Below are 14,905 nucleotides of genomic sequence, written 5' to 3' on the forward strand. Positions count from 1 at the left end.
CGATGACCGCCACCGCTGAGCAGGTCCGCGACGCCGGACAAGCGCAGGACGCCATCAAGGGCTTGTACATTGACGGCGCCTGGCACCAGGCATCCGACGGCGGCACAACCGTTGTGCGCTGCCCGGCGGACGGGCGCGAAGTGGCGGTAGTCGCCTCGTCCACCCCGGAGGACGCGGAGCGGGCAATCGCCAGTGCCCGGGCAGCGTTCGACGGCGGTGCGTGGCGCCGGCTGACCGACATCGAACGCGGCGAGGTCCTGCTTCGCGTCGCCGCACTGCTGGAGCGCGACAAGGCAGCTTATGCCCGCGCCGAGGCGCTGGATACCGGCAAGCGCCTCGTCGAGGCCGAATACGACATTGACGACATCGCCTCCTGCTTCCGCTACTACGGCAAGATAGCGGGCCTTGACGCCGGCCGGGTCATCGATACGGGCCGGCCGAACGCCATCAGCCGGGTGGTCTACGAACCGCTCGGCGTCTGCGCCCTCATCGCACCCTGGAACTACCCGCTCCTGCAGGCGGCCTGGAAAGTGGCGCCGGCACTCGTTGCGGGAAATTCCTTCGTGCTCAAGCCCAGCGAGCTCACACCGGCCACCTCCATCCTGCTCATGGAAACGCTGGCGGAGGCCGGCGTTCCGGCCGGCGTCGCGAACCTGGTCACGGGTAGCGGCTCGAGGGTGGGCCCCCTCCTCAGCTCCGATCCGCGCGTGGACCTCGTCTCCTTGACCGGGAGCCTGGCCACGGGTCAAACCATCATGGCGGCGGCGGCAGAGACGGTGAAGCGGGTCGCCTTCGAGCTCGGCGGGAAGAACCCCAATGTCGTCTTCGCTGACGCCGACTGGGACGCCGCCGTCGACAATGCCCTGACCGCTGTGTTCCTCCACTCCGGCCAGGTGTGCTCGGCAGGGGCGCGGCTCGTGGTCGAGGAGTCCATCGCGGAGCGCTTCGTGGCCGAGGTAGTGGAACGCGCCAAAAAGATCCGCATGGGCGGGCCTTTTGACCCCGACGCGGAAACGGGCCCGCTGATTTCCGCCAGGCACCGTGACCAGGTCCACGCCTACGTCCAGGCCGGCATCGCGGAGGGCGCCGAGCTTTTGTGCGGCGGCTACATCCCCGACGACGGGCCCCTTGCGGACGGCTTCTTCTACCCGCCCACCGTGCTTGGCGACTGCCGCTCCGGCATGAGTGTGCTGCGGGAAGAGTCCTTCGGCCCGGTGCTGACCATCGAGACGTTCCGGACCGAGGAGGAGGCTGTCGCCATCGCCAACGACACGGAGTACGGCCTGGCGGGTGCTGTCTGGACATCGGACGCGTCGAAAGCACAGCGCGTTGCGGGAGCCCTGCGGCACGGAACAGTATGGATCAATGATTACCACCCGTACGTCCCGCAGGCGGAGTGGGGCGGTTTTGGGAAGTCCGGCATTGGCCGTGAACTTGGCAGCGCCGGCCTCAACGAATACCGCGAGGCAAAACATATCTGGCAGAACATCCAGCCCGCGCCCAGCGGCTGGTTTGGCTCTCCTGCCAGTGACGCCGGGGTGGGGGCCGCCGGCTAGCACCAGCATTTGGGGGACGTGGCCGGGCGCCGCAGGCGCGGCGCCCGGCCACCGATATAACCCGTGTCCAACGGCGGCCACGGGTCATCACCATCGTGCTTTTCTGACCTAGGAGTTCAGATGTTCGAACCCAGCAAGAGTACTGATTCAAGCGGCATGGACGAGTTCGGCTATGCCCAGACCCTGGACCGCAGCATCGGCAAGTTCGCCAGTTTCGCGGCCGGAGTCAGCTACATTTCCATTCTCACCGGCGTATTTCAGCTGTTCTACTTTGGTTTTTCCATGGCCGGCCCCGCCTACGCGTGGTCCTGGCCCCTCGTCTTCGCCGGCCAGCTCATGGTGGCGCTCTGCTTCGCCGAGCTTGCCGGACGGTATCCGGTGGCCGGCTCGGTGTACAACTGGGCCAAACGGCTCTCGTCAGGGACGTTCGCTTGGCTCGCGGGCTGGCTGCTGCTCATCTCCTCGATCGTGGCGCTCGGAGCCGTGGCCCTTGCACTGCAGCTCACCCTGCCCCAGATCTGGTCCGGTTTCCAGATTATCGGCGACGGCACCGGCACCTACGACTTCGCCCTCAACGGCGTGCTGCTTGCCAGCATCATGATCTCCATCTCCACCCTCATCAACGCCTTCGGCGTGAAGCTGATGACCAAGATCAACAGCATCGGCGTCTTCGTGGAGCTCGCCGCCGCCGTGCTCCTCATCCTGGCCCTTGGCTGGCATGTGGTGCGGGGGCCGGAAGTCCTTTTCAGCACCGAAGGCTACGGCATGGACCACGACCTTGGCTTCTTCGGGGTGTTCCTCATCGGGGCCATGGCCTCCGGTTACGTGATGTATGGCTTTGACACGGCCAGTTCCCTCGGCGAGGAGACGAAGGACCCGAAAAAGACTGCCCCCAAGGCCATCCTCCGTGCCATCACGGCGTCCTTCATCCTCGGCGGCCTGATTCTCCTCGGCGGACTCCTGGCCGCTCCTGACCTCAGCGACCCCAAGCTGGGCGCTGCCGACGGCGGCCTGCAGTACATCGTGCTCTCCGTCCTGGGAGGCCCCTTCGGCAAGGCATTCCTGGTGTGCATCGTGGTGGCCGTGACCGTCTGCACCCTGGCCGTTCACGCTGCCGCCATCCGCATGATGTTCGCCATGGCCCGGGACAACAACCTGCCCTTCAGCCGGCAGCTCAGCAAGGTGCATCCCGAGCGGAAGACGCCCACGGTGGCGGCCATCGTCATCGGTGTCATCGCCATCATGCCGCTGATCGTCAACGTCTCCCAGCCCGCGATCTTCACCATCCTTTCCAGCATCAGCATCGTCCTGATCTACCTGTCCTACCTGCTGGTCACCGTTCCGCTGCTCCGCAAGCGGTTCCAGAAAAAGTGGCCGCTCGCGGATGACGGCACCGAGCCGGGCTTCAGCCTGGGCAAGTGGGGTCTGCCCGTAAACATCCTCGCGGTCCTGTGGGGCGGCGCCATGACGCTGAACCTCATCTGGCCCCGCCCGGAGATCTACAACTCGGTGCCCCCGTTTGAGTGGTACCTGCAGTGGGGCGGCGTGATCTTCGTGGCCGCCGTCGCCGGAGGCGGGGCTTTGCTGTACCGCACGAAGATCAGGCACCAGACGGGCGTCCTGGCCGAACACGCCGCAACCGCCCACCCGGCTGCGGAGGTAAGCGGGTCAGGTGCTCCAGCTGCGCCTCAGCTGGTGGCCGCACCCGGTTCCAACCCTTAGCCCTTATCAACCAGTAGCAATACCTATCCGTGGCACGGTCCGACCCCGGACGCGCTGCCCGGTCCTGACGGGCATCCCTTTGTGAAACCTGCAAGGGGATGCCCGTCAGTGCTGTTCCGGTACAGGACCTGGGGTTAGGCGAGTTTGGTTACCTGGTAAGTGTGGCCGGCCGCGCGGAGTCGCTGGATGAGCACGTTGCCGAGTGCAGTGGCCGGTGTCAGCGACCCTTGCGCGTTCGGCAGCCGGTCACCGTCGAGGGCAAGAGCGAGTGCAGTCTCGCCTGCCATCACGGCGGTGGCGGCATAGCCGGGATCACCGGGGCCGGCAGCAATCGCCTGGTAACGGTGTCCTTTCTCGGTGCGGGCGGTTACTTGGGAGTGGAACCAGCCCGCGCGCTGCGTGCTGGTGCTCGGGCCCGTACCTGGTGCCGGAAGACAGCGGTCGAGCACCCGCCGCGTCGGCGGGAACGCCATCGCGCCCGTGAAAGCCCGGAGCCCGAGTGCCGTTGCCCTGGCGATGACTGCTCCTGCCGGTCCGGGGGCTACCCCCATCACCTCGCCGTACCGCAGGGAGCGGCCGTAGGCCCAGCCCTGCAATGCGTTGCTGCGGCGCACTATCCGGGTGTTGACAGGGGCCATGATGAAAGGTGCGGTCCAGGTGCCGTCATCGGAACGGCGCGCAGGACCGGCGTCAGGAGGCTGTTGGATGATCGGCTCCTTTGTGCGGTCAGGGCTCAGAGCGTAGGGGTCAGCGGCTAAGGACCGCAGGGCAGGGCTCGATCGCATCGCGTCGAGCTGCCCGCGCATCGATGCGAGCGTGCCTCCGCTGATGCCAGCCTTGGCCGTGGCAACGAGTTGGACCTCGACCAAACCGCCAGCGTCATCGGCTTCTGCCGCCTGGTGAAGCAGCAGTACAGCGAGGTCGGACGGTACAGAGTCGTAGCCGCAGGAGTGCACGATCCTGGCCCCGCTCGTCCTGGCCAGAGCGTCGTAGCGATCGATCGCCTCCCGGATGAAGGACACCTCACCCGTGAGGTCGGCGTAGTGCGTTCCGGCCCGTGCGCAGGCGCCCACCACAGGTAGTCCGTGTTCCGCGTATGGACCGACGGCTGTGAAGAGCACGCGTGTGCCCGCGGCCAGGTCGGCGATCGAGTCCGCGTCCTCCGAGTCGGCTTCGATGAGGTCCCATCCGTGAGCCGCGACCAGCAATTGCGACCGAACCGCCCCGAGTCTGGACTTGGACCGGCCTGCGAGTCCGACCCGCAGACCGGCCGGTGCATGCTCCGCGACGTAGCTGGCGATCAGTCGGCCAACGAAACCCGTCGCTCCGTAGAGAACGAGGTCATGTTGCCGGGATGAGGTGTCCATAACTGCAGCCTTTCACAGCGGCACCTCCAAGCTGACGCACGGCTCCTTGCCTTGGTCCTCGGGGTCTGCGTAACAAAAGCGCTTCCACGTGTGGAAATGGCAGATATACCGGGGAGTAGGCAGGTAACGGACGCAGAGCCACGGAGGAGCCGCTGCTAACGCCTCTGTCCCCTATATTTGCAGGAATCCGAGCTTAACGAAACCCGTTACTCTTCACACCCCAGACACACCTAAGTATCCTTATTGCACGTCCCCTCCAACGAACGCAAAGAGCGGACGAAACTGATTACATGAGGGTCTAGACACCGGCGCTCACTGCTCACATATAGTGCCCGTCTGGGCCTTTTCCATGTGATCAAGAAATCACCCCCAGCGCCCCCGAAAAAAAGAGAACCATGGGGTAAGACGAGGTTCGCTTTTTCATACAAGGCGCTTGCACCCTCAAGCATGGTGCCTTTTGTGCACCCGTCGGGCTTGAGTGAAAACCGTAAAACAGGCGAGTCTCCAAAGGAGTGGACCGCGCCAAACGACATGCAAGTGCCTACTCTGCTTGCTCTCCTGTTCCTGCGGTATCCCGCATTTGATGCACGTAAGGAAAGTTTAAATGAACAAAGTATCTCGCCTTTTCGGTTCCGTTGCCCTCGCCACGGGCCTGGTCCTTGGTGGATCAGCCCTCACGGCCGGCGCTGCTTTTGCTGACGGCGGCTCAAGAGACCGTGGCTCGTCGTATGACAACAACGACCGGAACAAGCGGCACAACCACAACCACAACCACAACCACCGTCACAACCACGGCGACCGGTGGCACGACCACGACAACAACGGGCGCCACAGCCACGACAACAACGGGCGCCACAACCACGGTGACCGGTGGCACGACCACGATAACAATGGACGCCACAGCCATGACCGGGCCGTGTGGCACAAGCACGATGGATACGGGTGGCACAAGCACGACAGGAATGGGCGGCACACGGACAGGCACGGAAAGTCTCACTACGTCGTCGTCTACAAGTTCTGATTCCGAAGCGTGGGGGTGCTCTCGCGGCTCCTCCACATGAGGGCTAACAAGCCTTCTTGGCAGCGCTCAGAGACTTTGTCGACTGGGCGCTGCCAAGCGCTGCGTGGCTCATAAACCAGTTCCAGTCCTGGCGCCGCTACTTGAGTCAGCACACCTTTTTGAGCTATGTAAAGACGGTCCTTGCAGGCTGAGTCTTGAATGAACGCCCGAAGGTTCGGCAGCTAGGGGTTAGCAGAATTTGGCCCGGCGGTTGTCAGGATCGTAGCGGCACCTCGATATTGACCTTCAAGGAGGGGTAGTACGAATTCTTCGGACCGATGAGCTGCAGCGTGCAGGATTTCGTCTACGGACGCCGAATTTCCAAAGCCTCTACTTAGCAGTTTGCCGACGAGCATGGGGCGTTCGGGGTCCCGCTCGTCCCATCCGGGTTCTTGAACTCTCAAGGTAAGACCTGTTCGCGGATCTCGACGCGAAAGCTGCTTGTAGAGACTCGTCCGTGTCTCATGGTCAAGCAATCCCATTCCATAGCCGCGCTCTATAAGGTCGCCAAGTGCCACGCCCCAGTGCAGCTTGAGTGGCTGCAAGGATCCGAGTGTGACCCGGCGAGGCCAGTGAGCGCGGAAGGCGGCGGCGGGCATGAGTAACGCGCCACCAAAGGCAGAGGCATCCTCCTCTGCCGCCTCAGTCTTACCGAACCGATGAAGAGCTAAATGTCCTGCTTCGTGAGCCAAGGATGTCCGTGTTGCTCCCACGACTTGATGCGCCGCAGAAGCACGATCGGATATTGCCGGCGAGGGCTAACCCACAGGGAAACGGCATCGTGGTGGGTCGTTGAACCCATCTCAAAAGGAGCCGAAAAGATGTAGATGCCAGCGGCTTCCATCCGCCTGGTCAGGTGTGTTATTGGCTCGTCTGAAGATAAGCCACAAAAGTTCCGCACCTCTTCGGCCGCTGATTCCGGAGACATGCCTAATGGGAACCCGGGGAGACCTACCGGTGCCGACCGGGCTGTCTCGAAAGCCGAGTTCAGCAGGTCTTCACAAACCCCGGCCCAGGCGGTCATCACATCAACTGACGACTTGGTCTTGGCCTTTGTCGCCCTAAAGCACAAATCACTTGAGGAGTACTGTCCTGAATTTGGGGTTGAAAAGTATTCGCCACTAAATCTCAGTACCGAAATGATTTGTTCCATCTCGCTGACACCCACGGCCACAGACTTAACAGCCGTCTCCATCCGTGAGTATCGGACCGCGTTGACCCCCAGCTGCGCGGCTGCTTCCTTCGCGGGCAGGCCGCGCAGCAGCCGTGCGTCACGCAACCTGCTGCCGTAAAAGTGTCGGCCGTCCGGCGTCGGGAGCTTCCCTGCGGGTCTCAGCATCTGTGAAGCGCCGTCACTTTCAGGAGCATCTCGGCGGAATCGAGGTTTGGCTTGTGGAAGCCCATCACTTGAGAAAATTCTTTTCGGCCGTTCCTTGCGTGGATTCTGCCGTTGTCAGATGCGCCTGACAACCGCTATAGCCGTAAATGTTCTGCCATTAGTCCGATATGGGAGCACTCACCACTCATGCGCCTTCCCCGGCTTGTCGGTAGCAAACCGAGTCCGTCGACCGCCGACGTGCACGCCGCCCGAGGAGGGCAGGTGCCTCTATACCAGAAGGGTCGATGCCAGGTGCAGGGCGACGCCGGCGAGGGCGCAGCTGCCGAGCACGCGCAGGACACCCCATCTGAAAACGAAGATGAGGAGCAAGCCCAGCGCTGTGATGATGAGGGCCGGCACGCTCAAGGAGCCGGCGTCGGGAATCTCTAGGGTAACCGCTCCCCAAGGCTCCCGACGTAAACAAGATCATGCACGTATTCGGCATGGTTATCTCCAACATCTTGCGCTTTTATTGCAGCTCTTGTGACCCTAATCTCATCATTACAAGTTCTTCGCCCATCAGAGTCACTTGTCCAATTGCGCGCTGGACAGGCAGCATCGGGGTTGCTGTTCCACCGGACACGGCATCCCACTGACGGCCTTCGCCCCCGCGAAGGAAGAGCTGTCCCGTGCCCGTGAAGGGTGCTTCGGTGGCCTGAAACCTGGGGAGGTATCCTCATCGAAGCATCCTTCACGGGCTATGGGGCAGCGCCTGCAACTTTGCCGGACCAGTGCCAGGCCATCCGAGTGGAAGGCCTGGCACCAAATACCCCTACTCAAAGGAGTGTCAATGTCAGGAAACAAAGCCGTCGCCTACAAAGAACCCGGTGTCGTCGAAATCATCAACACCGACTACCCGACGTTCGAACTCAAGGATGGGCCTGGCGTCAATCCCGCCAATGTAGGCCGAAAAGTATCCCACGGCGCGATCCTGCGCACGGTGACCACCAATATCTGCGGCTCGGACCAGCATATGGTTAGGGGCCGGACCACGGCCCCCAAGGACCTCGTGCTTGGCCATGAAATCACCGGCGAGGTGGTGGAGGTCGGTCCGGACGTGGAGTTCATCAAGGTGGGAGACATTGTCTCTGTACCTTTCAACATCTCCTGCGGCCGTTGCCGGAACTGCAAGGAGCGCAAGACGGGCATCTGCCTGAACGTCAACCCGGACCGCCCGGGCAGCGCCTATGGTTATGTGGATATGGGCGGCTGGGTGGGCGGCCAAGCCGAATATGTGCTGGTCCCCTATGCTGACTGGAACCTGCTCAGGTTCCCGGATCGCGACCAGGCCCTGGAAAAGATCATGGACCTGACCATGCTTTCCGATATCTTCCCCACAGGCTTTCACGGCGCCGTCACCGCCGGAGTGGGCGTCGGATCCACCGTTTACATTGCCGGTGCCGGCCCGGTGGGCCTCGCAGCCGCCGTGGGCGCGCAGCTGCTCGGTGCCGCCGTCGTAATTGTCGGGGACATGAACGAAGATCGGCTGGCCCAAGCCCGCTCCTTCGGCTGCGAAACCGTGAACGTCTCCAACGGCGATCCGAAGGACCAGATCGAGCAAATCCTGGGCGTTCCCGAAGTGGATTGCGGCGTCGACGCCGTAGGGTTCGAAGCCCGCGGTCACGGCAAGGACGCCTCCCACGAGGCCCCCGCCACCGTACTGAACTCACTCATGGAAATCACCGCTGCAGGCGGGGCTCTTGGCATTCCAGGCCTGTATGTCACCGGCGACCCCGGTGGAATCGACGACGCCGCCAAGCACGGCTCCCTGTCGCTGTCCTTGGGCACCGGATGGGCAAAGTCCCTGTCGTTTACCACTGGACAGTGCCCCGTTATGTCGTACAACCGCCAGCTGATGATGGCGATCCTGCACGACAAGGTCCAGATTGCCAAGGCAGTAAACGCCACAGCGATCCCACTTGAGGATGCGCCGCGCGGTTACGCCGAGTTTGACGCCGGTTCGGCAACGAAATTCGTGCTGAATCCGAACGGATACGTTAAGGCGTAGAACCTCCCGTAAGTAGCAACCCACCCGGGTGGCACGGGCCTTGCTGGCCCGTGCCACCGGTTCGCATCCACTCTCCTCACATCAGCAAAGGTAATCACATGACCCATCGCACCGACCAAGAATCGATTCTCCGCCTTAGCAGCAACGGGAAGGAGCATGTTGACATCCGGCTCGAAGCCTCGAGTCCGGTGACCGTTCGGCTGCAGCTGGATGGTGGCTGCAATTGCCAGCATGGCACTCAAAATCGCCCGGGTTCGTATATTGACAGCGACCTCGGCGTCCGCTGACAGTCGCTGCACAGGCTATCCGGCAGCCCTAGGCCGGGACCACATTCAAATAGGCATTTCAGCAACCTTCGCTGCACAGATGATCATGAGTGTCGTGCCCAGCTACACCCAAGGCTGACACACGGCTCCTTGCCTGGTCCCGGCCTTCGCCAGCGTAGGGATGAGCACCAGGATCACCTACACCTACATCTGGCGGCGGAATGGGTCCTCATGGCCCTCATGCTCACCTCGTCCCATCATCGGCTAACAGCATCCTGCTGCAGCACGCGCCCCCTGTCTCCGGCTCACCTGCGGGGGAGCTACTTGGACTTGGCATTCGGCAGCGCCTTCTTGTCGACCTCGGATTCCTTCAGCGGTAGGTCGGCGTTGATCACCACTGGTTCGTTGTGAATCAGTCCGCGGCCGTCCTCGTTCTCGCCGCCCTTGGTCTTCAGCAGACTCGCGACGGTAGCTACGACGATGGTGGCGGCGATGAAGAGCAGCGAGAGCCAGATGGGGATCTCCGGCACCCAGAGAAGCGGTTGCCCGCCGTTAATGAAGGGGAGCTCGTTGACGTGCAGGGCATGGAAGACGAGCTTCACGCCAATGAAGGCGAGGATCACGGCCAGCCCCTGGGCGAGGTAGACCAGGCGCTCGAGCAGTCCTCCGATGAGGAAGAACAACTGACGCAGACCCATCAGCGCGAACGCGTTGGCGGTGAAGACGATGTACGCCTCGTTGGTCAGGCCGTAGATCGCAGGGATCGAGTCGACGGCGAAGATGAGGTCTACGAAACCGATCGCAATGACGGTAAGCAGCATCGGCGTGGCGACACGCTTCCCGCCCTGCATGACGGTGACCTTGTCCTGGTGATACTCGTTAGTGACAGGCAGGACCCGGCGCACAAGTGTCATGAATTTACCGTCAGCGGGGTTGGAGCCGTGATTGCTGAACGCTTGCCGGTAGGCCAGGACGAGGAGCAGGGCACCGAAGATGTAGAAGACCCAGGAGAAGTTTTCGATCAGGGCCGCTCCGATGGCGATAAACCCGCCGCGCAGGATCAGGGCGATGACAATCCCGATCATCAGCACCTTCTGCTGGTACTTCTTCGGTACTGCGAATCCGGCCATCACGATGAGGAACACGAACAGGTTATCGATCGACAGTGCCTTCTCAGTCAGGTAGCCGGCGAAGTATTCACCGCCGAACGTCCATCCCGACACCATGCCGATGCCCGCCCCGAACAGCAGAGCGAGTCCGATGTAGAACGCGGACCAGCGCGCCGATTCTCCAATGGATGGCTCGTGGGGTTTGCGCACGTGGGCGAAGAACTCGTAGACGAAGAACAGGATCGTGACGGCAATCGTGACGAGCCAGATCAGAGGTGTGACCTGCATGAGGATGCTCCCAAAGGGTCGGCGTTGGACAGATACGCCAAGGTCTCCTCCGCCCGGACGACACCGGAACCGTCGACCCGAGATGCTTCAATGCATCCGTATTGACGGGCCGAACGCTGATGGGAGTACTCCCCTTGATGAGAAAATCATAACTGACCTGAACGTCGTCCGAACCGAGACTCGGCCACGGAACAATCGGTATCACCATCCCGTTTTGCGCCTCACTCACTTTGGCCCCGCCCAGAACGGGCCGCCAGCCGGTCTGCTACTGCATGAACGAACCCTTCAGTAGTGACGGTTTCAGCTTGACCGGGGACTAGTCGAGCCAGGTCAGAGGTCATCCTTCCCTCTTCCACGGTCCTTACCGTTGCACGCTCAAGGTCCACGGCGAAGCCGGCCAGCGCAGCGTTTTGATCCAGCGCTGCCCGGTGTGAAAGCGCGCGCGTCCACGCGTAGATGGTGGCTATAGGGTTGGTGGACGTCGCTTCCCCGGCTTCCCTGCGGCGGTGGTGCCGGACGATGGTCCCGTGGGCGGCCTCGGTGAGCAGGGTGCTCCCGTCAGGGGTGGCGAGAACAGACGTCATGAGTCCGGGAGACCCGAAGCCCTGGGCGACGATGTCCGACTGGACATCGCCGTCGTAGTTTTTGCAGGCCCAGACGTAGCCGCCCTCCCATTTGAGTGCGGAGGCGACCATATCGTCAATGAGCCGGTGCTCGTAGAAGAGTCCGGCCGCCTGGTACCGGGACTGAAACTCTTCCGCATAGACGCTGCCGAAGATGTCCTTGAAGTGCCCGTCGTAGGCCTTAAGGACGGTGTTTTTGGACGAAAAGTACACCGGATAACCGAGCTTGAGCCCGTGGGCGAAGCAGGCGCGGGCGAAGTCGCGGATGGAGTCGGTGTAGTTGTACATGCCCATGGCCACTCCCCCGCTGTCGGGGAAAGTAGTGACGTCATGGCTCGTCGGTGCGGTCCCGTCATCCGGCGTGTAGGTCAAGGTGAGCCGCCCGGCGCCGGGAACTGCGAAGTTCACTGCCTTGTACTGGTCCGCGTGGGCGTGCCGGGCGATGACGATCGGCTTGGTCCATCCAGGGACGAGCCGGGGCACGGAATCGATGATGACGGGTTCGCGGAAAATGACCCCGTTGAGCGCGTTGCGCAGGGTGCCGTTGGGCGAGGGCCAGAGCCTGGTGAGCCCGTATTCGGTTGCCCGGGCGGCGTCAGGAGTGATGGTGGAACATTTGACGCCCACCCGGTGCTCCGCAATAGCCTCGGCTGCCTGGAGCGTGACCTTGTCGGCGGTCCGCTCGCGGTTGGGCAGCGAGAGGTCAAAGCGCAGGATGGGCACTTCGACGTTTGGCGTGATGAGCTTGTCCCTGACGAGGGTCCACATGGTGTGGGCCATCTCGTCGCCATCGAGTTCAACAATGGGTTGGTTGACGCTGATCTTGTTCATACTGATGCGGACTCCGTCGTGTGCGCAGCTTCAATGGTGGTGCGGAGCAGGGAAGGCATGACGCCACCGGCCCGGAGCAGGGCAACGTCGAGTTCGGTTTCGACGGCGGCGCGCGCGGCGAACTCCTCGGTCCGGCCGTCCGCGAGGTGCAGGACAACACGGATCCGGGTGCGTGGGGCAAGCGCCCCGGCGGGCGCGACGACCTCGACCCGGTCCCCGGGGCGCAGGTCCTCGAGCCGGTCACGGACATCATTGGGGGCGATCAGTGGCAGTACACCCATGCCTATCAGGTTGGAGCGGTGGATCCGCTCGAAGCTGCCGGCGATGACCGCCCGCACGCCGAGGAGTCTCTGGACTTTGGCTGCCCAGTCCCGGGAGGAACCGGTGCCAAACCGTTCTCCGGCGATGATGACCGTGGAGTTCCCTTCCTGGCGGTACCGTTCAGCGGCGTCAGGCAGTGGCAGCACGTCGCCGCTGGGGGCGTGGACGGTGTGAGCCACTGGCAGGCCGCCAGGGATTGTGGCGCCGAGCCGGTTGTTGACGGTCTTGTTGTGGAACCCGCCCCGGAGCATCACTTCCCAGTTGCCGCGCCGCGAGGCGAAGACGTTCAGGTCGCCCCGGTCCTCGCCGCGCTCTACCAGGAAGTCGGCCACCAGGCTGTCTGCCGGGATCGCGCTGGCTGGGGAGATGTGGTCCGTGGTGACGTCATCGCCGAGGACCAGCAAGGGGTGGGCGATGTAGTGGCCCAGCTGGGTCCCCTTGTCCGGTGAGGCAAACGGGGGACGGCGCAAAGTGGTGGACTCGGAATCCCAGGGAAACAGGGGCGAGTCCGGTGCTTCGAGGCGGGACCACATCGGGTTCCGCAAGGCCACCCCGAAGTCCCTGGCAAAATCCAGCGGGTCTTGCCCGGCTTCCCATGCCTCGTCTATCTCTTCCTGGCTTGGCAGCAGATCATCGAGAGTCACGGGCGCACCCTCTTGGCCGTTCCCGGCACGGAAATCATGAACGGCAAGATCGATGTCCGCCCGACCCGCGAGGGCGTACGCGACGACCAGGGGTGGGGACATGATGAAGCCGAGGTCCAGGTCCGGGTGCACCCTGCCCGGAAAGTTGCGATTCCCGGAGAGGATGGCCACCGGGCGGATCCTGCCCGCATCGAGGCTCGCCTTGATCCGCTCGGGAAGGGGCCCGGGATTGCCGATGCAGGTGGTGCAGCCAAAGCCCACGATGTCGAAACCGACCGCCCCGAGGTCCTTCAGCAGCCCGGACCGCTTGAGGTAGCTCGCGGCGGCAGGGGAGCCCGGGGCGAGTGAAGTCTTTACCCATGCCGGGAGGGCCAGCCCCAGCTTTCGGGCCTTGGCGGCAACCAAGCCTGCGGCGATCAGAAGTTTGGGATCGGTGGTGTTGGTGCAGCTGGTAATGGCGGCCAATGCGACAGGAAACGGCGGCAGGTCCCCATCCGGCTCCTGGGCCAGGGTGCTTTCGGATTGCAGCACCGCAGGTATCTGGGACAGGGCGAGCAGGTCCTGTGGCCGGCGCGGCCCTGCGGCGCGCAGCTCGATCGCAGCGAGGTCAACCGTAATGCTGGAGGTGTAGTCGGGCTCCGCGTCCGGATCGAACCAGAAGCCGCCGGCACGTGCGTAGGTCTCAACGAGGTTGCGCTGGAACGTGCTGCGGCCTGTTTCATGCAGATAATCCAGGACGTGCCCGTCAATGGGAAAGTAGCCTGTGGTAGCCCCATATTCCGGTGCCATATTGGAGACCACCGCCCGCTGCCCCACCGTCAGGCTGGCAACACCAGGTCCGAAGAACTCCACGAACTCACCCGATACCCCCACGGCACGCAGGCGCTGGGTGACGGTCAGGGCCAGGTCCGTGGCGGTCGCACCGGGCGGAAGGGAACCGGTGAGCCGGACGCCGATGACATCCGGGATGCGAAGGGTGGTGGGCATGCCGAACATAACGGTCTGGGCCTCAAGCCCGCCGACGCCCCAGCCCAGGACGCCCATTCCGTTGATCATGGGTGTGTGACTGTCAGTGCCGATCATCATGTCCGGCACTGCCCACGGCAGGCCGCCGTCGTGGTTCTCAACGGTGGTAACCACCGTCGCCAGCTGTTCGAGGTTGATGGTGTGCATGATGCCGGTGCCCGGCGGGTTGATGTGGACTGTTTCCATTGCCTGGGACGCCCACTTCAGGAAACGATAACGCTCCCGGTTCCGCCGGTACTCGTGCACCAGGTTGCGGCCGGCGGCGTCCGGATGGCCGTACTCCTCCACAGCCAAGGAATGGTCGATCGAAACGTCCACCCGCAGCATGGGGTTCAGAGTGGACGGGTCAACACCGGCTTCCGCGAGCGTGTCCCGCATCGCCGCCACGTCCACCAAGGCCGGGGTGCTGGTCGTGTCGTGCATCAGTACCCGCTGCGGCCAGAACTCCAGTTCCTCCTCTGAGCTCCGGGACCGGAGCCAGGCGCGAAGGTTGCCGATTGTTCGGGCAGCCTCGGCCGGCGCAGACCTGCGCAGGGTGTTTTCTGCCAGCAGGCGAAGCACCATTGGCAGCCGGTGGAAGTCAGTGCCCAGTGCGCCCGGGACGTCTGTAGTGCGGAACCTGCGTTCCCCCACCGCAATGGTCTGCTGACCGATCATGGTTCCGGTTTGAAGCTTCATTGCAACACCTTCCCTGCGATTGCCTAGC

At 63.1% G+C, this 14,905-nt stretch carries 11 protein-coding genes; 4 read left to right on the forward strand and 7 right to left on the reverse strand.

Translation table 11 applies throughout. The features are described 5' to 3' along the window. Positions 1 to 2: 2 nt before the first annotated feature. Together M1D32_RS16590 and M1D32_RS16595 are read left to right on the forward strand one after the other, a co-directional pair. Positions 3 to 1,556 (forward strand): aldehyde dehydrogenase family protein, encoded by a 1,554-nt coding sequence (locus M1D32_RS16590; RefSeq protein ID WP_458779711.1) that lies wholly within the window; start codon positions 3 to 5, stop codon positions 1,554 to 1,556. A 120-nt stretch (positions 1,557 to 1,676) separates the two neighbouring features. Next, a complete protein-coding gene (locus M1D32_RS16595) occupies positions 1,677 to 3,278 on the forward strand; it encodes an APC family permease (RefSeq protein ID WP_458779712.1) in 1,602 nt (533 codons plus the stop codon). 134 nt (positions 3,279 to 3,412) lie between these two features. Here M1D32_RS16595 and M1D32_RS16600 read toward each other — a convergent pair whose 3' ends face one another. Next, positions 3,413 to 4,645 (reverse strand): saccharopine dehydrogenase family protein, encoded by a 1,233-nt coding sequence (locus M1D32_RS16600; protein ID WP_458779713.1) that lies wholly within the window; start codon positions 4,643 to 4,645, stop codon positions 3,413 to 3,415. Between the two features lie 604 nt (positions 4,646 to 5,249). Here M1D32_RS16600 and M1D32_RS16605 point away from each other — a divergent pair. Further along, entirely contained in the window at positions 5,250 to 5,666 is a 417-nt protein-coding gene (locus tag M1D32_RS16605; protein WP_458779714.1) for a hypothetical protein, read from the forward strand. A 221-nt stretch (positions 5,667 to 5,887) separates the two neighbouring features. Here M1D32_RS16605 and M1D32_RS16610 read toward each other — a convergent pair whose 3' ends face one another. The 3 genes from M1D32_RS16610 to M1D32_RS16620 form a co-directional block, all read right to left on the reverse strand. Next, positions 5,888 to 6,418 carry an ImmA/IrrE family metallo-endopeptidase gene (locus M1D32_RS16610; protein ID WP_458779715.1) on the reverse strand — a complete coding sequence of 177 codons (531 nt, stop codon included), beginning with the start codon at positions 6,416 to 6,418 and terminating at the stop codon, positions 5,888 to 5,890. Continuing rightward, the gene (locus M1D32_RS16615; protein ID WP_458782270.1) at positions 6,373 to 6,873 is read right to left on the reverse strand and encodes a hypothetical protein; all 501 of its coding nucleotides are present in this window, start codon (positions 6,871 to 6,873) and stop codon (positions 6,373 to 6,375) included. The genes M1D32_RS16610 and M1D32_RS16615 overlap by 46 nt, the downstream gene beginning before the upstream one ends. 438 nt (positions 6,874 to 7,311) lie before the next feature. Continuing rightward, positions 7,312 to 7,449, reverse strand: coding sequence for a hypothetical protein (locus tag M1D32_RS16620; protein ID WP_458779716.1), 138 nt, complete (start codon positions 7,447 to 7,449; stop codon positions 7,312 to 7,314). A 424-nt stretch (positions 7,450 to 7,873) separates the two neighbouring features. Here M1D32_RS16620 and fdhA point away from each other — a divergent pair, with 424 nt between their 5' ends. After that, complete coding sequence (fdhA, locus tag M1D32_RS16625) at positions 7,874 to 9,091, forward strand: formaldehyde dehydrogenase, glutathione-independent (protein ID WP_458779717.1); 1,218 nt, start codon at positions 7,874 to 7,876, stop codon at positions 9,089 to 9,091. 586 nt (positions 9,092 to 9,677) lie between these two features. Here the strand turns inward: fdhA and M1D32_RS16630 are convergent. The 3 genes from M1D32_RS16630 to acnA all read right to left on the reverse strand — a co-directional run bounded on the left by M1D32_RS16630 (position 9,678) and on the right by acnA (position 14,877). Continuing rightward, complete coding sequence (locus tag M1D32_RS16630; RefSeq protein WP_458779718.1) at positions 9,678 to 10,754, reverse strand: TerC family protein; 1,077 nt, start codon at positions 10,752 to 10,754, stop codon at positions 9,678 to 9,680. Between the two features lie 221 nt (positions 10,755 to 10,975). Then, positions 10,976 to 12,208 (reverse strand): NADP-dependent isocitrate dehydrogenase, encoded by a 1,233-nt coding sequence (locus M1D32_RS16635; protein WP_458779719.1) that lies wholly within the window; start codon positions 12,206 to 12,208, stop codon positions 10,976 to 10,978. Next, positions 12,205 to 14,877 (reverse strand): aconitate hydratase AcnA, encoded by a 2,673-nt coding sequence (gene acnA, locus M1D32_RS16640; protein ID WP_458779720.1) that lies wholly within the window; start codon positions 14,875 to 14,877, stop codon positions 12,205 to 12,207. The genes M1D32_RS16635 and acnA overlap by 4 nt, the downstream gene beginning before the upstream one ends. Positions 14,878 to 14,905 lie beyond the last annotated feature (28 nt).

The sequence above is a fragment of the Arthrobacter sp. D3-16 genome, from assembly GCF_054408515.1.